This is a genomic window from Allobosea sp., from assembly GCF_035999205.1.
GTDB lineage: Bacteria > Pseudomonadota > Alphaproteobacteria > Rhizobiales > Beijerinckiaceae > Allobosea.
Genome location: NZ_DASYHA010000025.1, coordinates 870,803 through 891,220, shown reverse-complemented (window position 1 = coordinate 891,220; position 20,418 = coordinate 870,803). Strand labels below are relative to the sequence as shown.

General features: G+C 67.2%; 20 protein-coding genes and 1 riboswitch. Of the genes, 9 read left to right on the top strand and 11 right to left on the bottom strand.

Translation table 11 applies throughout. The features are described 5' to 3' along the window. The first annotated feature begins 254 nt into the window (after positions 1-254). The 7 genes from VGN82_RS19605 (at position 255) to VGN82_RS19575 (ending at position 7,803) form a co-directional block, all read left to right on the top strand. Complete coding sequence (locus VGN82_RS19605) at positions 255-764, top strand: invasion associated locus B family protein (protein WP_327528718.1); 510 nt, start codon at positions 255-257, stop codon at positions 762-764. After that, entirely contained in the window at positions 761-1,381 is a 621-nt protein-coding gene (locus VGN82_RS19600; protein ID WP_327528717.1) for a hypothetical protein, read from the top strand. The genes VGN82_RS19605 and VGN82_RS19600 overlap by 4 nt, the downstream gene beginning before the upstream one ends. A 111-nt stretch (positions 1,382-1,492) precedes the next feature. Next, positions 1,493-1,592: riboswitch (glycine riboswitch) on the top strand. Between the two features lie 160 nt (positions 1,593-1,752). Next, positions 1,753-2,916, top strand: a complete 1,164-nt coding sequence (gene gcvT / locus VGN82_RS19595; RefSeq protein ID WP_327528716.1) for a glycine cleavage system aminomethyltransferase GcvT — start codon at positions 1,753-1,755, stop codon at positions 2,914-2,916. A gap of 42 nt (positions 2,917-2,958) precedes the next feature. Further along, complete coding sequence (gene gcvH, locus VGN82_RS19590) at positions 2,959-3,333, top strand: glycine cleavage system protein GcvH (RefSeq protein ID WP_327528715.1); 375 nt, start codon at positions 2,959-2,961, stop codon at positions 3,331-3,333. 158 nt (positions 3,334-3,491) lie between these two features. Then, complete coding sequence (gcvPA, locus tag VGN82_RS19585; protein ID WP_327528714.1) at positions 3,492-4,832, top strand: aminomethyl-transferring glycine dehydrogenase subunit GcvPA; 1,341 nt, start codon at positions 3,492-3,494, stop codon at positions 4,830-4,832. Next, entirely contained in the window at positions 4,832-6,406 is a 1,575-nt protein-coding gene (gene gcvPB / locus VGN82_RS19580) for an aminomethyl-transferring glycine dehydrogenase subunit GcvPB (protein ID WP_327528713.1), read from the top strand. Before gcvPA ends, gcvPB begins: the two co-directional genes overlap by 1 nt. Positions 6,407-6,531: 125 nt before the next feature. Further along, positions 6,532-7,803: a L,D-transpeptidase family protein gene (locus VGN82_RS19575; RefSeq protein WP_327528712.1), complete on the top strand. Its 1,272-nt coding sequence runs from the start codon at positions 6,532-6,534 to the stop codon at positions 7,801-7,803. A 6-nt stretch (positions 7,804-7,809) separates the two neighbouring features. Here VGN82_RS19575 and VGN82_RS19570 read toward each other — a convergent pair whose 3' ends face one another. The 10 genes from VGN82_RS19570 to VGN82_RS19525 form a co-directional block, all read right to left on the bottom strand. After that, positions 7,810-8,610: a dienelactone hydrolase family protein gene (locus tag VGN82_RS19570; protein WP_327528711.1), complete on the bottom strand. Its 801-nt coding sequence runs from the start codon at positions 8,608-8,610 to the stop codon at positions 7,810-7,812. 92 nt (positions 8,611-8,702) lie between these two features. Next, positions 8,703-9,179 carry a F0F1 ATP synthase subunit B family protein gene (locus tag VGN82_RS19565; RefSeq protein ID WP_327528710.1) on the bottom strand — a complete coding sequence of 159 codons (477 nt, stop codon included), beginning with the start codon at positions 9,177-9,179 and terminating at the stop codon, positions 8,703-8,705. An 11-nt stretch (positions 9,180-9,190) separates the two neighbouring features. Continuing rightward, on the bottom strand, positions 9,191-9,700 hold the full coding sequence (locus VGN82_RS19560; RefSeq protein ID WP_327528709.1) for a F0F1 ATP synthase subunit B family protein: 510 nt from the start codon (positions 9,698-9,700) through the stop codon (positions 9,191-9,193). A gap of 199 nt (positions 9,701-9,899) precedes the next feature. After that, a complete protein-coding gene (locus VGN82_RS19555; RefSeq protein ID WP_043231023.1) occupies positions 9,900-10,127 on the bottom strand; it encodes a F0F1 ATP synthase subunit C in 228 nt (75 codons plus the stop codon). Positions 10,128-10,190: 63 nt separating this feature from the next. Continuing rightward, positions 10,191-10,952, bottom strand: a complete 762-nt coding sequence (locus VGN82_RS19550) for a F0F1 ATP synthase subunit A (protein WP_327528708.1) — start codon at positions 10,950-10,952, stop codon at positions 10,191-10,193. Between the two features lie 47 nt (positions 10,953-10,999). After that, positions 11,000-11,428 (bottom strand): AtpZ/AtpI family protein, encoded by a 429-nt coding sequence (locus VGN82_RS19545; RefSeq protein WP_327528707.1) that lies wholly within the window; start codon positions 11,426-11,428, stop codon positions 11,000-11,002. Between the two features lie 262 nt (positions 11,429-11,690). After that, positions 11,691-15,146 (bottom strand): chromosome segregation SMC family protein, encoded by a 3,456-nt coding sequence (locus tag VGN82_RS19540; protein WP_327528706.1) that lies wholly within the window; start codon positions 15,144-15,146, stop codon positions 11,691-11,693. Positions 15,147-15,302: 156 nt separating this feature from the next. Next, positions 15,303-15,923, bottom strand: a complete 621-nt coding sequence (locus VGN82_RS19535; protein ID WP_327528705.1) for a DsbA family protein — start codon at positions 15,921-15,923, stop codon at positions 15,303-15,305. Positions 15,924-16,031: 108 nt separating this feature from the next. Next, positions 16,032-16,541: a DUF721 domain-containing protein gene (locus VGN82_RS19530; protein ID WP_327528704.1), complete on the bottom strand. Its 510-nt coding sequence runs from the start codon at positions 16,539-16,541 to the stop codon at positions 16,032-16,034. Positions 16,542-16,679: 138 nt separating this feature from the next. Further along, positions 16,680-18,119: an FAD-binding oxidoreductase gene (locus VGN82_RS19525; RefSeq protein WP_327528703.1), complete on the bottom strand. Its 1,440-nt coding sequence runs from the start codon at positions 18,117-18,119 to the stop codon at positions 16,680-16,682. A gap of 505 nt (positions 18,120-18,624) precedes the next feature. Here VGN82_RS19525 and VGN82_RS19520 point away from each other — a divergent pair. Further along, entirely contained in the window at positions 18,625-18,828 is a 204-nt protein-coding gene (locus VGN82_RS19520) for a hypothetical protein (protein ID WP_327528702.1), read from the top strand. Positions 18,829-18,930: 102 nt separating this feature from the next. Here VGN82_RS19520 and VGN82_RS19515 read toward each other — a convergent pair whose 3' ends face one another. After that, positions 18,931-19,671 carry an SDR family NAD(P)-dependent oxidoreductase gene (locus VGN82_RS19515; RefSeq protein WP_327528701.1) on the bottom strand — a complete coding sequence of 247 codons (741 nt, stop codon included), beginning with the start codon at positions 19,669-19,671 and terminating at the stop codon, positions 18,931-18,933. A gap of 81 nt (positions 19,672-19,752) precedes the next feature. Here VGN82_RS19515 and VGN82_RS19510 point away from each other — a divergent pair, with 81 nt between their 5' ends. Further along, the gene (locus VGN82_RS19510; protein WP_327528700.1) at positions 19,753-20,415 is read left to right on the top strand and encodes a TetR/AcrR family transcriptional regulator; all 663 of its coding nucleotides are present in this window, start codon (positions 19,753-19,755) and stop codon (positions 20,413-20,415) included. Positions 20,416-20,418: the final 3 nt, after the last annotated feature.

Sequence of the window (20,418 nt, the reverse complement as noted above, 5' to 3'; positions counted from 1 at the left end):
GCCAGTGGCACAATGCGGGGCGCCAACCCAACTTGTGCGGCATAATCGCGCGAGTGCCGATGCCGCGGCCTCGGGATGACGGATCCCCGCCTTGACAGGACCGGGCCTGCATGGTCCCAACGCACTCCAATATGGAGTGAAGCCGGATTCCGCTTGGCGGGACCGGCTTTCTGCCTGAATTTCGCGCTTTGTTTTGGGCGCTGGAGCTCGGGTGCAGGTCCGGCGAAGGTCGCCGGTTTGGAGGAATCGCAGGGATGGGTAGGATCATCGGACCTGTCTGCGCGGCCGCTCTCGCGCTGGCGGGGGTTGCTCTGGCCGCGGGCCAGGCGCTGGCTCAGGGCGCTGTCAAATCGACGCATGGCGACTGGCAGATGCGCTGCGAGGTGCCGCCCGGCGCCAAGACCGAGCAATGTGCGCTGGTGCAGAATGTCGCGGCCGAGGATCGGCCGAATCTGACGCTGCTCGTCATCGTGCTCAAGACCGCCGATCAGAAGAGCCGGCTGTTGCGCGTGGTCGCCCCGCTCGGCGTGCTGCTCCCCTCGGGCCTCGGCCTCAAGATCGACGACAAGGATATCGGCCGCGCCGGATTCGTGCGCTGCCTGACCACGGGCTGCGTTGCCGAGGTCGTCATGGACGACAATCTGCTCGGCCAGCTCAAATCAGGCAAGAATGCCACTTTCATCGTGTTTCAGACGCCGGAAGAGGGGGTGGGCGTTCCTGTCTCCCTCAACGGTTTTGGCCCCGGCGTGGAGACCCTGCCGTGAGTGATGCGCTTCTTCGTCGGCACAGCCTGCTTGCTGTGCCGTTCCTCTGCCTTGGCCTGGCCGGCTGCGGATCTTCCTATTCAGCCGGTGAACCGACTGCGATGCAGAAGGTCGCCAATGTCGTGATGTTCCAATCGACGACGGCTCCTGTGGCAAAGCCGCAGCCACGGGAGCAGCGGGCGACAGAAGAGGATGACGAGTTCGTCTGTCCTCAGGTCATCATCGCCGATGGCGGCGCTGCGCTGCGCGCTCAGGGCGGCCAGGACAGCGGCAGCCTGCGGCACCAGATCTCGATTCTCCAGGTCGCGCGCGAATGCACGCCGACCGGCAATGGCGGCTTCCGCCTCAAGGTCGGCGTCGAGGGGCGCGTGCTGCTCGGTCCCGCCGGCAGCCCCGGTAGCTATGGCGCGACGCTGACGACGACGGTCCTGCGCGGCACGACCCAGGTTGCCCGCCGCGCCGCCCGCATCGGCGGCACGATCGCGTCCGGTCAGGGCGGCGCCGACTTCTCGCATATCGAGGATGGCATCGTCGTTCCGGCCGGTCGCGGCGACGTCGAGATCATCGTCGGCCTGGGCGGTGGCGCGGCCACGCCGGCTCGCGCGCGCCGCCGGTAGACGCGAAGCGCCGGATTGCGGCGCTTCCGAAGACTCGCGTGAATTGCCGACAAACGAGGCAGCGTCGCGATTGACTAAGACGCGGCGTCTTGTATCTGTGCCTGCAGCCGTAACATCCCCGCGGGAGAGACCGGGTCCGGACTTGTCCGGTTCCGGCGCCGAAGGCGCAACCGCCCCGGAAACGCTCAGGCAAACGGACCGCGTGGGAACTGGCGCTCTGGAAAGCGGCGGAGGCAACTCCGCCCACCGACGGGTGTAACCTGTCCGGCTGCTTGGCCGGTGCGGGGAAATCTCTCAGGTCCCAAGACAGAGGGGGCGCGCTCCGGACAGTTCCGTCCGGGGCTTGCGCTCGATTCTGGAAGGGGCCGTCCATGGCTGCCGACGCCGATATTGCCGATGCCGGGGCTGTGCCCGAGGCCATCGTCCTCAAGACCCCGCTCCATGCCCGCCATGTCGCGCTCGGCGCCCGCATGGTGCCCTTCGCCGGCTACGACATGCCGGTGCAGTATCCGACCGGCATCCTGACCGAGCATAACTGGACGCGCGAGAAGGCCGGGCTCTTCGACGTCTCGCATATGGGCCAGTGCTTTCTGGTCGGCCCGGACCACGAGACCACGGCGCGCGCCCTCGAAGCCCTGATCCCCGCGGATATCGTCAACCTCGCCCCCGGCAAGCAGCGCTATTCGCAGCTGCTGAACGAGGAGGGTGGCATGCTCGACGATCTGATGGTGACGCGCTCGATCGATCCCGACGAGGACGGCGCGCTCTATCTCGTCGTCAACGCGGCCTGCAAGACCGACGACTACGCCCATATCGAGGCGCGGCTGCCCGCCAATGTGAAGCTGATCAAGGCCGAGCATCGCGGCCTGATCGCGCTGCAGGGGCCGGCCGCGCAGACCGCGCTGGCCGCGATCGCGCCGGAAGCGGCCGAGATGGGGTTCATGACCTCCCGCACCATGAAGGTCGCAGGCATCAAGGCCAATGTCAGCCGCTCGGGCTACACCGGCGAGGACGGCTACGAGATTTCGGCCGATGCCAAGCGGATCGGCGAGATCTGGGACACGCTGCTGCTCGACGCCCCCGTCAAGCCGATCGGCCTCGGCGCCCGCGATTCGCTGCGCCTGGAAGCCGGCCTTTGCCTTTATGGCCACGACATCGACACCACGACCTCGCCTGTCGAAGCCGCGCTGACCTGGTCGATCCAGAAGCGTCGGCGCGAGGAGGGTGGCTTCCCCGGTGCGGCCCGCGTCCAGCGCGAACTCGCCGAGGGCGTCTCGCGCGTTCGCGTCGGCCTCTTGCCGGAAGGCCGGGCGCCGGCGCGGGAGGGCACGGAAATTGCGACCCCGGAAGGCGAAATCGTCGGCAAGGTCACGTCCGGCGGCTTCGGGCCGACGCTGAACGGCCCCTGTGCCATGGGCTATGTCGCCAAAGCCCATAGCGCGCCGGGCACGCGGCTGGACCTGATCGTGCGCGGCAAGCCGCTGCCCGCCGTCGTTGCCGCCATGCCTTTCGTGCCCAACGGCTACAAGCGCTGAACCCGACCAAACCCCGTTTTCTGCTCCCGGAGACCTGATCCCATGGCCGAGACCCGCTACACCAAGGACCACGAATATATCCGCATCGAGGGCGATACCGGAACGGTCGGCATTTCCGACTACGCCCAGGGCCAGCTCGGCGACGTCGTCTTCGTCGAACTACCTTCCGTCGGCAAGGCACTGACCAAGGGCGCCGAAGCCGCCGTGGTGGAGAGCGTCAAGGCGGCCTCCGAAGTCTATGCGCCGGTTTCCGGCGAGGTCGTCGAGGTCAATGCCGAGCTCGAAGCCGCGCCCGGCACCGTCAACGAGGATCCGGCCGGCAAGGGCTGGTTCCTCAAGCTCAAGCTCAAGGACGCCGCCGAAGTCGACGGCTTGATGAGCGAGGCCGAGTACCAGAACTACGTCAAGACGCTTTGAATTGAACCTCTGCGTCATCCCGGACAAGCGGCGAAGCCGCGCCGTTCCGGGATCCATCGTAGAGCGCGCCGCCCTCCGATGGATCCCGGGTCTTCGCCCGGGATGACGGCGCGGTTTTTAAACGGTTCGGCGCCAACACCCGCAAACGGACATTTGCCATGCGCTATCTTCCCCTCACCGACACCGACCGCGAGGACATGCTCGCGCGTATCGGCGTCCCCGATATCGACGCGCTGTTCTCCGACGTGCCAGGCGGCCAGCTGCTGAAGGCGCCGCTCGACCTGCCGCGCGCCAAGGGCGAGCTCGAGGTCGAGCGCATCATGGCCCGCATGTCGGCAAAGAACACCGCCGCCTCCTCGGTGCCCTTCTTCGTCGGCGCCGGTGCCTACAAGCACCATGTCCCGGCGACGGTGGACCACCTGATCCAGCGCTCTGAGTTCCTGACCAGCTACACGCCCTACCAGCCCGAGATCGCGCAGGGCACGCTGCAATATCTGTTCGAGTTCCAGACCCAGATCGCGGCCCTGACCGGCATGGAGGTCGCCAACGCCTCGATGTATGACGGCTCGACCGGCACCGCCGAGGCCGTGCTGATGGCGCACCGCGTCACCAAGCGCCGCAAGGCCGTGCTCTCGGGCGGGCTCCACCCGCACTACACCGAAACCGTCCGCACGCTCTCCGATATGGCCAATGACGACATCGTCGCGCTCTCGCCCGATGTCACGGCGAGCGAGGATATCCTCTCGCAGATCGACGACAGCGTCTCCTGCGTCGTCGTCCAGTCGCCCGACGTCTTCGGCAATCTGCGCGATCTGAGGCCGATCGCCGAGAAGGCCCATGCCCATGGCGCGCTGCTGATCGCGGTCTTCACCGAGGTCGTCTCGCTCGGCGCGGTGACGCCGCCTGGCGCTCAGGACGCTGACATCGTCGTCGGCGAGGGCCAGTCCATCGGCAACGCCCTGAACTTCGGCGGCCCCTATGTCGGCCTCTTCGCCGCCAAGTCGAAATACATCCGCCAGATGCCGGGCCGGCTCTGCGGCGAGACAGTCGATGCCGACGGCCAGCGCGGCTTCGTGCTGACGCTGTCGACCCGCGAGCAGCATATCCGCCGCGACAAGGCGACCTCGAACATCTGCACCAATTCGGGCCTCTGCGTGCTGGCCTTCACCATCCACATGACGCTGCTCGGGCAGGCCGGCTTTACCCGTCTCGCCGAGGTCAACCACGCCAATGCAGTCAAGCTCGCCGACATGCTGTCGCGCGTGACCGGCGTCACGGTGCTGAACGAGACCTTCTTCAACGAATTCACGGTGAAGCTGAACAAGCCCGCGGCCGAGGTGGTCGAGGTGCTGGCCGCCAAGGGTATCCTCGCGGGCGTGCCGGTCTCGCGGCTGCTGCCGCATGCCGGCCTCGACGACCTGCTGATCGTCGCCAATACCGAAATCAACACGGATGAAGACCGGGCGGCCCTCGTGGCGGCGCTCGTGGAGGTGCTGTGATGCTGAACCGTCAGGGACGTCCTACCCAGGCCGGCGGGGCCTCGCATGAGGACCGCGCCACCTTCACCGGCAACAAGGCCCTCCAGCAGATCGAGCCGCTGATCTTCGAGATCGGTCACCATGAGACCACCGGCGTCGACATCGAGAAGCCGGCGCCCTTCAAGTCGCGCCTCGGCAAGCATGCGCGCCAGGGCGAGATCGGCCTGCCCGGCCTCTCCGAGCCCGAGGCGATGCGTCATTACGTGCGCCTGAGCCAGAAGAACTACGGCATCGATACCGGGCTCTTCCCGCTCGGCTCCTGCACGATGAAGCACAATGCCCGCCTCAACGAGAAGACGGCGCGCCTGCCGGGCTTCTCCGACGTGCATCCGTTGCAGCCGCTCTCGACCGTTCCGGGCGCGCTCGATGTGATGCTCGAACTCGCGCGCTACCTGATGACGCTGACCGGCATGCCGGCCGTCGCGCTTTCGCCCAAGGCCGGTGCCCATGGCGAGGCCTGCGGCATGATGGCGATCAAGGCTGCGATCGAGGCGAAGGGCGAGGGCGCGACCCGCAATGTCGTGCTCGTGCCCGAGTCGGCGCACGGCACCAACCCCGCGACTGCCGCGCTGATCGGCTTCTCGGTGAAGGCCGTCCCGGCGCGGCCTGATGGCACGGTCGCCGTCGAGGACGTCAAGGCCCTGCTCGGCCCGGACATCGCCGCGATCATGCTGACGAATCCGAACACCTGCGGCATCTTCGAGCCGCAGATCGTCGAGATCGCCGCCGCGCTGCACGAGGCCGGCGCGTACTTCTACTGCGACGGCGCGAACTTCAACGCGATCGTCGGAAAGGCCAGGCCGGGCGATCTTGGCGTCGATGCCATGCACATCAACCTGCACAAGACCTTCTCGACGCCGCATGGCGGCGGCGGCCCGGGCGCTGGCCCGGTCGTTCTGTCCGAGCGCCTTGCGCCCTTCGCGCCCGTTCCCTTCATCAATGTCGTGAACGACAGGCCGCATCTGATCGAGACGCGCGAGGAGGCCCCCGAGGGCAACAAGCCCTTCGGCCGCATGACCGCCTTCCACGGCCAGATGGGCATGTATGTCCGCGCCCTGACCTATATGCTCAGCCATGGCGCCGACGGCATGAAGCAGGCGTCGGAGGATGCTGTGCTCAATGCCAACTATATCCGCGCCTGCCTGTCGGACCTGATGTCGCTGCCGTTCCCGGACCATCCCTCGATGCATGAGGTGCTGTTCGACGATGAATGGCTCAAGGGCACCGGCGTCTCGACGCTCGATTTCGCCAAGGCGATGATCGACGAGGGCTACCATCCGATGACGGTGTATTTCCCGCTCGTCGTCCACGGCGCCATGCTGATCGAGCCCACCGAATCGGAATCGAAGGCCTCGCTCGACCTCTTCATCGCGACGCTGCGCGACCTCGCCATGGCCGCCAAGGGCAACGACAAGGAGCGCTTCACCAGTGCCCCGCATCACGCCCCGATCCGCCGCCTCGACGAGACCCGCGCGGCGCGCCAGCCGGTGCTGAAATGGGTCAAGCCGGCTCCAGTCGCCGAAGCGGCGGAGTAGGGGATCCAGCCATGCTGACGGCATTCGTCAGCATGGTGAAGGGCGCAGGACGTTTCTTAAGCATTCCTTGACCATGTCGGGGAATGATCCCCCGGTGCCGCTCTCTGCGGCCCGGGGGTTTTTGTATGTCCGTGCGTCCCTCCATCCTCGCCGCAGTGGCAGCACTCCTGCTGGCCTCGACTGCTGCCTCCCGTGCGAATGAGCCGAGCTACGGCCCCAACACCTATGACCGCACGCTCGAGGCGCTGATCGCGCACGAGGACATCGCCGGTCGCGGCGGCTGGCCGAAGGTGCCTTCCAGCGTCAGCGCACTGAAGCCCGATGCTCAAGGCCCCGATGTCGTGGCCTTGAAGCAGCGGCTGATGCTGAGCGGGGATCTGCCGCCGGATGCGCTGCCGGGCGATGTCTACGACGCCAATGTCGTCGCGGCGGTGAAGCGCTTCCAGCTCCGCCACGGCCTCTCCGATCTGGGCACGGTTGGCCGCTTGACCCTGAAGGCGATGAACACGCCCGTAGAAATCCGCCTGAACCAGCTCACCGCCACGCTGGAGCGGCTGAAAGGCAACGGCTTCAACTTCGCCAGCCGTTACGTCGTGGTCAACATCCCCGGTGCCAGCGTCGAGGCGGTGGAGAACGGCACAGTTCAGCAGCGCCATCTCGCCGTCGTCGGCCGGCCGGACCGGCCCTCGCCGGTGATCCAGGCCAACATCACCTCGGTCAACCTCAACCCGTATTGGACGGTGCCGATGTCGATCGTGAAGGCCGACATCATCCCGCATATGCGCAAGGATCCGAGCTTCATTGCCAAGTCGAACATGAAATTGCTCGGCGCCGAGAACAAGGAGATCGACCCGGCAAGCGTCAACTGGGCCACGCTGAACAATCCGTACTTCTATGTCAGGCAGGAGCCCGGGCCGACGAATTCGCTCGGCCAGCTCAAGATCGACATGCCGAATTCCGACGCCGTCTACATGCACGACACGCCGAAGAAGAGCCTGTTTCGCAACGATGTGCGATTCAACTCCTCGGGCTGCGCCCGTATCGAAGGCGTTCGCGACCTTGCCGCCTGGCTGCTCGAGGGCAGCGAATGGAGCCGTCAGGCGATCGAGGACGAGATCGCCAAGGGCGAGCGCAAGAACATCTCGCTGAAGAAGTCCGTGCCGGTGGCCTGGGTCTATCTCACCGGCTGGCAGGGGGCCGACGGCCAGGTCCAGTTCCGCGACGACATCTACAGCCTCGACACGCCGCAGGGCATCGTCACCTCGACGATCGTGGCGCGCAAGGCCAAGCCGAAGCCGGTGCAGCCGGCGGGCGAGGCGAAACCCGCCGCCATTCCGCCCGCGCGCCCCGCCAAGGCGGAGGCCGGTCCGGCCAGGACGCTGACGGTCTCGAACTGAGGCACCTCACATTCCCTTCAGGATCGCCATCGTCGCGGCGATCGCCTGCGTGCGGGCTTCGGCCTGCGTGCCGAGTGTCACCATCCCGTCCGCGCGTTCCGAATAGGCCGCCTTGCGCTCGCGCAGGGGCAGGCTGGGATGGTCGAAGTCGTGATAGGCTCCGGCATAGCCGACAAACCGCGCGCCGCCCTTGCCGGCGAGCCTCTCGCAAGGCTCGGCCGGGGTCCAGTCGTCGGCCAGGCCATGCAGGATGGTGGTCGGGACCTGCGCCGTCCAGCCGCGCCTCAGCAGGACGCGGCAGCCCGGATAGAACGCGATGACCGTGCGAAACCCGCCTGGGCCAGCTGCTGCGGGTTTTCCGGCGGCCTCGAGCACGGTCGATCCGCCATTAGACCAGCCGATCAGCCCGACGCGCCCTGAGGCGATGAACGCTTGCCCTGCCAACCAGTCGCGGGCGCCGAGCGCATCCTGCGCCCGGTCTGCGGGCGTTAGGCTGCGATCGCGATCATTGCAGAGTGCTGATACGCCGCGAGGGCGAAAGCTGTCGGGCAGGAGAACGGCGTATCCGGCGCCAACGAGCCGCGCGGTCCAGTCCGCGTCGCGGGCGCCCAGCTTGCCGGAGGCGTTCCACAGCCCCGCGCAGCCATGAAGGATGACGACCGCGGGGAAGGGGCCTGCGCCTTCCGGCTTGGCCAGCCAGCCCGAGAGCTTGGTTCCGTCACGTGAGGCGAAGGCGACCTGTTCCAGCGCCTGCGCGGGTGCTGCCAGCCCGAGGAACACGGCGACGAGACTGCGCAGGAGCCACATGGGAGATCCGCTTCGGTTGGGCTGCGTCAGAAACGACGACGCCGCGATCCCGGGGGATCGCGGCGTCGGTATCTCTATCGGTGCGGCGGGCTTCAGTTCAGCTTCGCCTTGACCTCGTTCAGGCCGGAGGCAAACAGCGTGTCGCCGGTCTTGCCGCCCACCTGAGCGCGGATGATGACCTCGGCAGCCTTGGTCGCAGCCTCCGCCGCGGCCGCACGGACCTCGGCCTCGGCCTGGCTTTCGGCCAGAGCGATCTTGTCTTCCGCCGACTTGGTCCGGCGAGCGACGAAATCGTTCAGCTTGGCCTCCGCCTCCTCGGCGAGGCGCTTGGCCTCCTCATTGGCGGCGGCGACGATGCTGGCGGCCTCGGTTTCGGCCGCCTTGCGCTTCGCCTCGTACTCGGCAAGCAGCTTCTCGGCCTCGACACGCAGGCGGCGCGCCTCGGCCAGCTCCTGCGCGACCTTCTCGCCGCGCGAGTCGAGCCCGGCGACGATCGCCTTCGGCACGCCGAAATAGGCGAGGATGGCGAGGAAGATGACGAGCGAAACGGCGACCCAGAACGTATCCATCTGTCTTCTCCTCAGCCGCGCGCCAGAACCTGCTCGACCGCCTCGGACGCCTCGCTGGCGCTCGGGGCCTTGCCGGTCAGCTTCTCGACGATGGCGATCGCGACCTCGCTGCCGAGACCCCGCACATTGCTCATGGCGCTGGTCTTGGTGGCGGCGATCGTGGTCTCGGCCTTGGCCATCTTGGCCGACAGTTCGGCCTCGACGGCGTGACGGCGCTCGTCCGATGCCTTGGCGCCGGCTTCGCGCGATGCCTGGGCGATGCCCTGGGCATTCTTGCGAGCCTCGGTCAGGGCCGTCTCATAGGCCTTGGCCGTCTCTTCGGCCTTGGCTTGCATCTGGGCGGCATTGTCAAGATCGCGCGAGATCGTGTCCGCGCGTTCTTCGAGGATCGCTCCGACGCGGGGCAGGGCAACCTTCGACATCAGCCAGTAGAGCACGCCGAAGGTGATGGCGAGCCAGAACAGCTGACCTGCGAAGGTCGAGGCGTCGAAGGGAGGGAAGGCGGACTTTTCGCCGCTCACGGGCGACGTCGCGGCTGCGGCCGTCCCCACCAGCAGCGTGGCGGGCAGCACTGAGGCGACGAGACCGGCCCATCCGCGCCTGGCGAACTGTGAAGATCGAACCGGCATGGACTGCCTTTCAGCGGAAGGAGATGAAAAGCCGCGCCCGAACCCGAGAACGGGTGGCCGGGCGCGACGGGAAGCAGATGGTCGAAGCGCGTCAGACCACGAAGAGCAGGACGAGCGCCACGACGAAGGCGAAGATGCCCAGACCTTCGGCGAGCGCCGCGCCGATGAACGCGCGGGGGAACTGGCCGTCGGCAGCCGAGGGGTTGCGCAGCGCGCCCGAGAGGAAGTTGCCGAAGATGGTGCCGACGCCGATGGCGGCGAGGCCCATGCCGAGCGAGGCGAGGCCAGCGCCGATGTACTTGGCTGCAACGGGATCCATGGTCTTTCTCCAGTGTGAAAAGCTAGAAGGCGGGGTTGAAAGCTCTCGCGAACTCTGACCGGCTCAGTGGCCCGGATGCAGAGCGTCGTTGAGATAGACGCAGGTCAGGATCGCGAAGACATAGGCCTGCAGGAAAGCGACGAGGAATTCGAGGGCGGTCAGCGCGACGGCCAGCAGCAGCGGCAGCGGCGCGATCACGGTGGCAGCGCCGCCGGCGGCGAGCAGGGCGACGACGAAGCCGCCGAACACCTTGAGCGCGATATGGCCGGCAAGCATGTTGCCGAACAGGCGCAGCGACAGCGAGATCGGCCGCGAGACGAAGGAGACGGCCTCGATCAGCACCATGAACGGCAGCAGCCAGCCGGGCACGCCTGACGGCACGAACAGGCCGAAGAAATGGCTGCCATGCTTGACGATGCCATAGACCAGCACGGTGCCGATAACGAGGAAGGCGAAGGCAGCCGTGACGACGATGTGGCTGGTCACGGTGAACGAGCCGGGCACCATGCCGAGCATGTTGGCCGTCAGCACGAACATGAACAGCGAGAAGACGAGCGGGAAGAACTTCATGCCTTCCTTGCCCATCACGCCGGTGACGGTGGAGGCGACGAATTCGTAGATCATCTCGGCGAGCGACTGCAGCCGGCCGGGAACGACCGAACGCTGGCTCGAGCCATAGATCATGATGATCGAGATCACCGCCACGATGAGAACCATCAGCAGCGACGCATTGGTGAAGGACAGATCGAGGCCGAACGGCCGCAAGCCGACGATCGGCTTGATCTCGAATTGGTGGATCGGATCGATTCCGCCGCCAGCCGCCATGTCTCTACCAGCCCTTTGTCCTGCGGCCTCTCGGCCGCCAGCCTCGGTCATTCCTTCGGTGCACTGTCCTTCGACCCGGAGGTCGGACGCGAACCGAGCCGATAGACGGAGCGCAGCCCCGCGATGGATCCGATCACCAGGAAGGCGATCAGCAGGAACGGAGATGTTCCCAGCCACCGGTCTGCGAGGACCCCGATCAGGGCGCCTGCGATGATGCCGCCTGCGAGATCCGTCGCGGCGCGAAAGCCTGAAGACATGGCGCCTGCGAGGGCACCGTCCGGTCCAGCCTGGCTCGCGCCCGGCTTTTCGTCCTTTTCGGCCTTCCCGAGGGCGGCCTTCAAAGAACCCAGTCTTGCGCGCAACTCCGAGTCTGAAGCGTTTTTGTCGGGTTCGGACATGGCGGTAGCTCCATACCTGATCGTGGAATGGCCACGATCCTGCAAAAAACCACACGATCCTTGTTCGAGCCCGCGCATCGAGCCGTCGTCAGCACGGCCTCCTTTATTGCCCGCCCCCTAAGCTGTCAAGACAGTCGAGTTGATGCTAACGCATTGGAATATATATAAATTCAGCCCAACTGCGACATTCTTGCCGCATTGCAAAGGCGATTGTGGCGTTTTTTCAGCCGGACTCGGCCGGAGCATGCCGGGTTTTCTCGGAACCACGCAGTCACCTCAGGCCTGTCCCGGGCTGCACAACTCGTCCGGGATGACGAGGGGGCGTCCAAAATCAGCAGGCTCAACCCGCCTCGCGGATACGCTCGGCCGTTGCGAGGTCGACAGAGACCATCTGGCTGACGCCGCGCTCCGCCATCGTCACTCCGAAGAGCCGGTCCATTCGCGCCATGGTGATCGGATTGTGGGTGATCAGGATGAAGCGCGTGCGGGTGTCGCGCGCCATCTCGTCGAGCAGGTCGCAGTAGCGCTCGACATTGGCGTCGTCGAGCGGCGCGTCGACCTCGTCGAGCACGCAGATCGGCGAAGGATTGGTCAGGAATACAGCAAAGATCAGCGCAGTCGCGGTCAGCGCCTGCTCGCCGCCGGAGAGCAGGGTCATGACCTGCGGCTTCTTGCCGGGCGGCCGGGCGAAGATCTCGAGCCCGGCGTCCAGTGGATCCTCGGCATCGACCAGCCTGAGCTCGGCGGTGCCGCCGCCGAACAGCACGCCGAACAGGCGCTGGAACTGGCCGTTGACGATCTCGAAGGCGGCGAGCAGCCGCTCGCGTCCTTCACGATTGAGCGCACCGATCGCCTGGCGCAGCCGCCTGATCGCCTCGCCGAGGTCGTCACGCTCGGTCGTCAGCCCCTCGCGTTTGGTCTTGACCTCGGTGAGTTCGTCCTCCGCTCGCAGGTTGACCGCGCCGAGCCGCTCGCGCTCTCCCTTGAGCCCCGACAGTCGGCGCTCGACACTGTCCTGATCTGGCGGGTTTTCGCCGGCCTTGAGTCCGGCCAGGGCGCCGAGCCCGGAGAGGCCGGTTTCCAGCCCATCCTCGATCTGCCGCGTCACATCGGCGACACGCTGGCGCGCCGCCTCGAGCTTCGCCTCCGCAGCAGCCCTGATCTCGCGGGCGCCGGCCAGCGCCTCGAGCGCGATGCGCGCATGGCGGTCAGCCTCGGCCAGAGCGGCCTCGCCGACGGCCATCCGGTCGGCAGCCTGCCGGCGCTGTGTCTCGGCGCTCTCGATCTCGGCGACGAGGCGGCGCCGCTCGGTGAGGAAGGTGTCGGGCGCCTCCAGCAGCGCGGTCCGCTCGGCTCCGACGGCCTCGATTCGGCGCCGTGTCTCCTGCGCCGTCTGCCCGCTCGCGGCAGCACGCTCCTGCCAGGCCTTGACGTCGGCGGCGATCGCGGCGCGCCGCCTTGCCCGCAGCTCCGCCTCCCGCGACAGGGTCTGAACCCGCGCGCGAGCGTCGGAGGCCGCGATTCGCTGCTCGCCGAGTGCGACGCGCGCCTTCAGCAGCGTGCTTTCGAGTTCGGCCGTAGGTGGCAGTTCGGTGACGGACTGTTCCTGCGTCGCCACCTGGGCTGAGGTCTCGGCGATGGTGCGGCCGAGGCGGTTGATGGCTTCGGTCAGGGCCGAGCGCCGTGCCGCCGTCTCGCCGGCCTTGCGTTCGGCTACGGTGAGCTGCTCGCGCGCGTGGTCGAGGGCCCGCCGCGCGAGCCGCGCTGCGTCCAACGCTGCGGCCTCCCTCTGAGCGGCCGTCCTGGCCTCGGAGCTTTGCGCTTCGAGCGCCGCCCTTGCGGCCTCCGCCGCCTCCTTGGCCCGCGCGGCCTCGCGTTCGAGGTCGCCGAGCCGGTTCTTCTCGGCCAGGCGGCGGGCGGCGGGGGAGGGCGCCTCGGCCGCGCCGGTAAAGCCGTCCCAGCGCCAGACGTCGCCCTCGCGCGAGACCAGCCGCTGCCCCGGCTTGAGAAGATCGCGCAGCCTCTGGCCATCCGAGCGAGGTACGACGCCGATCTGGGACAGGCGTCGCTTCAGCGCGGCGGGGCCGCGCACATGCGTGGCCAGCGGCTCGCTGCCTGTGGGCAAGGCCGGATCGTCGTGCCCCGGACCGCTGTCGCGCCAATGGCTCGGCGCGGAGATATCCGTCGCTGCGTCGAGATCGTCGCCGAGTGCAGCGCCGAGCGCGACCTCGTAGCCTTTGGCTACAGTGAGTGACTCGAGGATCGGCGGCCAGCGGCCGCCACTCGCCGGCGCGAGCAGTTTCTGCAGCGTCCGGATCTCGGTTTCGAGCCGCTGTGCCGCGCGGTCGGCTTCGGCCAGCGGCGCGCGCAACTGCGTCTCGCGCTCACGGACCGTCGCCAGCGCCGAACGGGAGGCGGCGGCCGCGCCGTCGCTGTCGCGCATGGACACCTCGCTCGCCACGACAGCGGCGCGCAGCGCTTCGAGTGGCACCGCCGCGCTGCTGGCGTCGAGCGCTGCCTGGTCGCGCAGCAGGCGTTCGCGCTCCGAAGCCGCGCGCGCCTCGCGCTCCTTCGTCTCGCGCAAGGCACGCTCCAGCGCACCGCGCCTGGCGCCGAGTTCGGACAGGGCAGCCTGTGCAGTACCGTGTTCGGTCTCGGCAGCAGCCAATGCGGCTTCCGCTTCTGCCAGTGCGGCCGTTGCCGCCTCTGTGCCGCCGGTCGCACCTTCGCCGTCACGGGCGAGCGCGGCATCTTCGTCAGACAGCCGCGCCAGGCTTTCGCTTGCGTCGCTCGCGACGCTCTCCTGCCTGGCGAGGTCGCCCTGCAGTTCGGCAAGCCGTCGGCCGAGCTCCTCGGCCCTCTGCTTGGCGCGCCGGTTCTCGGCTTCCAGCTCGTCGAGCCCGCGCTTGAGCCTGACCAGCGCGGCAGCCGCGCCGGCCTCGATCTCGCGCAGGGCGGGCAGTTCATGCGCGGCCACGGCCTGTCGCTTCGCGGCCTCAGCCTGGATGCCGGTCTGGTCGGCGACGCCGCGCTGCGCCTCCTCCAGCGCCCGCTGCGCGAAGGTTTCCTGCGCCCGCGCCTCGTGATGCGCGATCAGCGCCAGCGTCGCCTCGGCACGGCGGATATCGGCGGCGAGGCTGCGATAGCGCGAGGCCTGCCTCGCCTGGCGCTGCAGCGCGTCGATCTGCCCGTCGATCTCCCCGAGCACATCCTCCAGGCGGGTCAGGTTCTCCTCGGCACCCTTGAGACGCAGCTCGGCCTCATGGCGGCGGCTGTGCAGGCCGGCGATGCCGGCGGCGTCCTCCAGGATGCGCCGGCGCGACTGCGGCTTGGCCGAGATGATCTCGCTGATCTGTCCCTGCCGGACGAGCGCCGGCGAGCGCGCACCGGTTGCGGCATCGGCAAAGAGGAGCTGCACGTCGCGGGCCCGCACCTCCTTGCCATTGACGCGGTAGGTCGAGCCTTCCTCGCGCTCGATCCGGCGCGTGACTTCGAGGACGTCGGTCTCGTTGAAGGCGGCGGGCGCGCGCCGGTCGGCATTGTCGAGCGTAAGGGCGACCTCGGCCATGTTGCGGGCCGGGCGTTCGTTCGAGCCGCCGAAGATGACATCGTCCATCCCCGAGCCGCGCATGTTCTTGAACGAGCTTTCGCCCATTACCCAGCGCAGCGCTTCGACGAGATTGGACTTGCCGCAGCCATTGGGCCCGACGACTCCGGTCAGCCCGGGCTCGATCAGGAACTCGGTCGGCTCGACGAAGGTCTTGAAGCCGGTGAGCTTGAGGCGCGTCAGCTGCATGGACGCGCCCTTGCAACAACCGCGCCCGTCATCCCGGACAAGTCGCGCAGCCGCACCGTTCCGGGATCCATCGGAGGGCTCAGTTCCCTACGATGGATCCCGGAATTCCGCTTCGCTGCATCCGGGATAACGAGTGTGTTGATCGGGCGAACGCGCTCAGCCGCCGACGAGCGGTTCCAGGATCTTGTCGAACTCGGCCATCGAGAGCGCACCTGAACGCTTCTGCCCGTTGATGAAGAAGGTCGGCGTGGAATCCACGCCAGCCTTGGCCCCACGATCCTTCACAACTGTGACGGCGTCATAGATATCCTGCCTTTTCAAGCAGGCTTCGAACGAATCCTGTGTGAAACCGGCCTGCTTGACCATGTTCGAGAGCGCATCGACCGGCTTGTCGGTGAACGCCCAGGCCCGCTGCTGGGCGAAGAGCAGGTCGGTCATCGCGACATACTTGTCGTTGCCGTTGCAGCGCGCCAGCATGAAGCCGGCCGTCGCCAGCGGGTCGAGCGGGAATTCGCGCAGGGTGAAGCGCACCTTGCCGGTGTCGATGTACTTCGCCTTCAGCGCCGGCCAGGTGTCCTTGTGGAAGGACGCGCAATGGCCGCAGGTCAGCGAGGCATATTCGATGATCGTGACCTTGGCGTCAGCCGGGCCGAGCCAGACGTCGCCGAGCGGCCCGGGCGTGGAGAGATCGCTCTGCGCGCGGGCAGCGGGCGAGCCCAGCATCGCGGCTGCCGCGAGTCCGGCCGTCGCCGTCAGAAGCTGTCGCCTGTTCGTCATCGTCGCTGTTCCTGCAAGTGCAAAGGGTGGAAATCGGCTTTCGGTCGCCGGGAACATAGAGGCCGCGACGATTGTGGCAAGATCGTCACCATGCCGCAGGGCCGGTGCTCACGAAGCCGTGTCGATCCCACCGTGTTTCGTGTTCTCGGCTTGCTTCTGCGCGACATGGCGGCCAAGCCGTTCGAGCGCGGCGCGCAGGCCCGGATCCGCCACGCCCGCGACCTGCTGCTCGACACGCGCAACGCTGCCCGGAGCGAGCGGTGGTGGGGGGCGCTTGGGGGCAGGCGCCTCGACCGGCCCCTGTTTGAGCACGAGCTTGCCGACGGCCCGCCAGCCGAGATGTGTGTTGACCCGTTCCAGCACGATCGGCCCGAGCTGCTGCATTTCGAGCGCGAAGGCGCTCTCCACCCGCACCACCATCGTCGCGGGTTCGGACGCTTCGCCGGGCGCAGGCCTGCGACGCGGCCAGTCGATCTTGAGGGGTCGCGTGCGCGCGGCCAGCCGCTCGCCGACGATCTCCGGCCAGAGCGAGACGATGGCACGCCCCGCAAAGCCCTGCGCGGCGAGCGCAGGCGCGAGCAGGTCATCGATCAGGTCTGCGAGGGGTGATGCGGCCATGCGCCATTCTGCGGCGGCGGGGGGAGGGGTGCAAGCGGCAAGGGGGCGGCCCAGGCGAGGCCGGTCCGCAGGGGCGTTGCGCCACGGCTGCGAACCGGTCCGCCGTTCAGTTCTCCTAACCCATTGGACCGTCCGGACTCATGCCGCCTGCGAATGCGTCGCCGGCGTCACGTTCTGATTCATGCGGAAGAGGTTCGACGGATCGTAGCGCCGCTTCAGCATGGCCAGCCGTTGATAGCTGGCTCCATACGCCTCCTGGACGCGACCGCCCTCGTCGGCAGGCATGAAGTTGATATAGGCCGTTCCGGCCGAATACGGCTTGGCGGCGTCGAACAGTTGGCGGGCCCAGCCGATGCAAGCTTGATCCATCGCCGGCTCGCGCCACCGCGCGTGCACGTTCATGACGAAATGCGAACTGCGCTGCGGAAATGCTGTCGCATCGGCCGGAATACGGCCGGCCGCACCGCCGACATGCCCGATGAAGATCTCGCATTCCGGCCCGGGAAGGCGGCGGACGGCACCGGTCAGGATACCGATGAGCGCGTCCGAAAGAGTCGTGAAGTCGTGGCTCTTCCAGTAGTTGCGGGCGCCGGGCGTCAGCAGCGGATCGAAGGCCTGTTGCCATGCGGTGAAAGGCGCGGGGCCGACCACATCGGCGATCGGCGTTCCAATCGAGCGCAATCTCTTGGTCGCTCTTTCACCCTCTGCCAGGTCGCCGCAGTAGCACATGGCGAGGATCAGCACCTCCTTGCCATGCCACTCTGCCGGCAGGAACGGCAGAGGCGGGGCCTGCCGCATCACCGCCCAGCAGGTCAGTTCGTCGGGAGCGACTTCGAGTGCGTCGCGGTACGCCCTCAGCACCGTCTCGGCCTCGCTGAACGGATGCACGACGAGGCCAGCCAGAACCTGCGGCCCGACCTTGTGCAGGCGGAATTCGAACCCGGTCGCGACGCCGAAATTGCCACCACCGCCGCGCAGGGCCCAGAACAGATCCGGATTCTCGGATTCGCTTGCCCTCCGGAGTTCGCCATCGGCCGTCACCACCTCGATCGACACCAGATTGTCGAGGGTCAGCCCAAGCTTCCGCGTGAGCCAGCCGAAGCCGCCTCCCAGTGTCAGCCCGGCAATGCCGGTGGTCGAATTGATGCCTGTCGGCACGGCCAATCCGAAGGCCTGCGTCTCTCTGTCGAGATCCGCGAGGGTTGCGCCTGGTTCGGCCCAGGCTCGCTGCGCCGCAGCATCGACACGGACCGACTTCATTGGTGAAAGATCGATCATCACCCCGCCGTCGCAGACGGCGTTTCCGGCAATGCCATGACCGCCTCCCCGCACCGAGACGAGCAGGCCATTATCCCGAGCAAAGCGGACCGCAGCGACGACATCGGCTGCGGCCGAGCAGCGAACGATCAGGCCGGGCCTGCGATCGACCATGCCGTTCCAGATCGCGCGGACCTCATCATAGGATGCGTCGGAGGCGGTCAGGATGCCGCCGCTTAGCTGTGAGGCAAGCGCGTCGATGGCCGGAGCGGCGATGGTCTTCATTCCAGCCGCCAGTGTCGCGAGACTTTGCGCAGGCATGATGGCTCCTCCCGGAAGGGTGGTTCTTTCGATGCGCCCCCTCAGCCACCCCATATCTGCGCCAGTTCACAGCTCCGCTCAGTGACGCAGGTCACATATGACGGTGCGTCGGGCCCCGGTGGGAGGCACTGATGAACCCAGCCGACGTGCGGAGGGCTGACCGTCAGATCGTGACGATCAGCGGAAACGGGCTCCGTCCTGCTCGATCAACATGCCAGGTCCTCGGACCGAACACGACATTCGGCCCGAGTATTTCACAGGCAGTGCACCCCGCATCCTCTGTGATGACGATCACATTCAATGCCCAGACCAAGGCAGATGGTGGCGCCGGGTAACAGCCTTCAGATCGACGGCGTGCCGCGTGGCAGGGTGTCAAAGCCGCTTCACGGGCCACCTGCCTGCAAAGGTGGGCTGGCCCGAGGGGGTATCTGTGCTGCGCGACAACGCGATCTGAAGCCGCCCCGGTTGGTCAAGCACTTGCAACTCAGATCAAGGAGGCAGTTCGATGGCCGAACTCAAAATGCCCAAGCCGCTCCGTATCGCCGGGCTATGCATACTCGCCGGCGTCGCGATTCTGATCGCCGTGGAATTCGCGTCGCCTCCGCATCGAACATCCGTCGCTGCGACCGCAACGGAAACCATGTCGCCACTGGACATTATGATTCGAAACGACGAGTCGATCCCAGCCGATTTCTGGGATGCATCTTGAAGCCGAGGCATTGAGCCCCCTCGGTTGGACCCGAACGAGAACCTCGGAGATCGCCGCGTCCATTTAACGGGCCCGTGGTCTTGAGGTTCTCTCGCCCTTCGATCAGGCGTTCGCGCCGCCATCCACGACGATTCCCGTGCCCGTGATCTGCCGCGCACCCGGACTGGCGAGGAACGCGACCGCCGCCGCGACATCTTCCGGCTTGCCGTACTGGCCCAGCGCCGTCATCGCGCGCTGTGCGTCTGCTTGCCCGCCCGCGGCGGGGTTCATGTCGGTGTCGGTCGGGCCGGGATGAACGAGGTTGACGGTGACGCCGCGCGGTCCGAGCTCGCGAGCCAATCCGCGCGTGAAGGCGAGCAGCGCCGACTTGGTCATCGAATAGACGGTGACGCCCGGGAAGGGCACGCGCTCGGCGAGGCAGGAACCGATCGAGATGATGCGCCCGCCTTCCGGCAGATGTTTGATCGCGGCCTGCGAGGCCAGCACGACCGAGCGGATGTTGACGGCAAGCAGCGCGTCGATATCGGCGAGGCTCTGCTCGGCCACGGGGCCGCCACGGGCGATGCCGGCGTTGTTCACGAGGATGTCAAGCCCGCCGAGGCTCTGAGCCGCCTGATCGACAGAGCGCTTCACAGCATCCGCATCGGCGCTGTCTGCCTGGATCGCGAAGCCGCGCCGGCCCTTTGCCTCGATGGCGCGTACCACCTCCGCTGCGCGCTCGGCTGAACGCTCATAGGTGATGGCGACATCCGCGCCCTTCTCCGCCAACGCCAGGGCGATCGCCGCCCCGATGCCGCGCGATGCGCCGGTGACGAGAGCACGCTTGCCAGTCAGTTCACTCATGGTCTGATCTTTCTGTGTTGATTGATACAGAAATAGCTAGGAGCGTTGCGTCATCGCGTCAAGAGAATTATATAGCGAACGATGCAGAAATCGGGTGGACAGGATTTGGGTATCGTGGCCGTGAAGGAAGCGGTGCGTAGCCGCGGCCGTCCGCGCGCCTTCGATCGCGAGGCCGCGCTGGATACCGCAACGCGGCTGTTCTGGCGCAAGGGCTATGCCGCGACCTCAATCTCCGATCTTACGGAGGCGATGGGCATCAGTTCGCCGAGCCTCTATGCCGCTTTCGGTTCCAAGGAGCAGCTCTATGCCGAGGCGCTGCGCCATTTCGGGGAGCGTTTCGAGGCCCTGGTCTGGGGCAATTTCCGCGCGGCGTCGACGGCACATGACGCCATCGCCGCACTCCTCATGGATTCGGCCGCGGCGCTCTCCGGCTCCTGTGGCCGGAACGATCCCCTTGGCTGCATGGTGACGCTATCCGCCGTCGGCAGCGAAGGCCATGCCGAACTCGGCGAGCGCGTCCGGGCGGCCCGGGCCATGGCCGTGACGCGCGTCGAGCAGCGCCTCGGCCAGGCGGTTGCGGATGGCGAGCTCGAGGCAGGCACTGATGTCCCCGGTCTCGCACGCTTCTTCGTGGCGGTGCAGAACGGCATGTCGATCCTGGCGCGCGATGGCGCCGGCCGCGCCGAACTCGAGGCCGCGGCTCGCCACGCCATGCGGGCATGGCCGGGCGCTGTCCGGACCTGAACC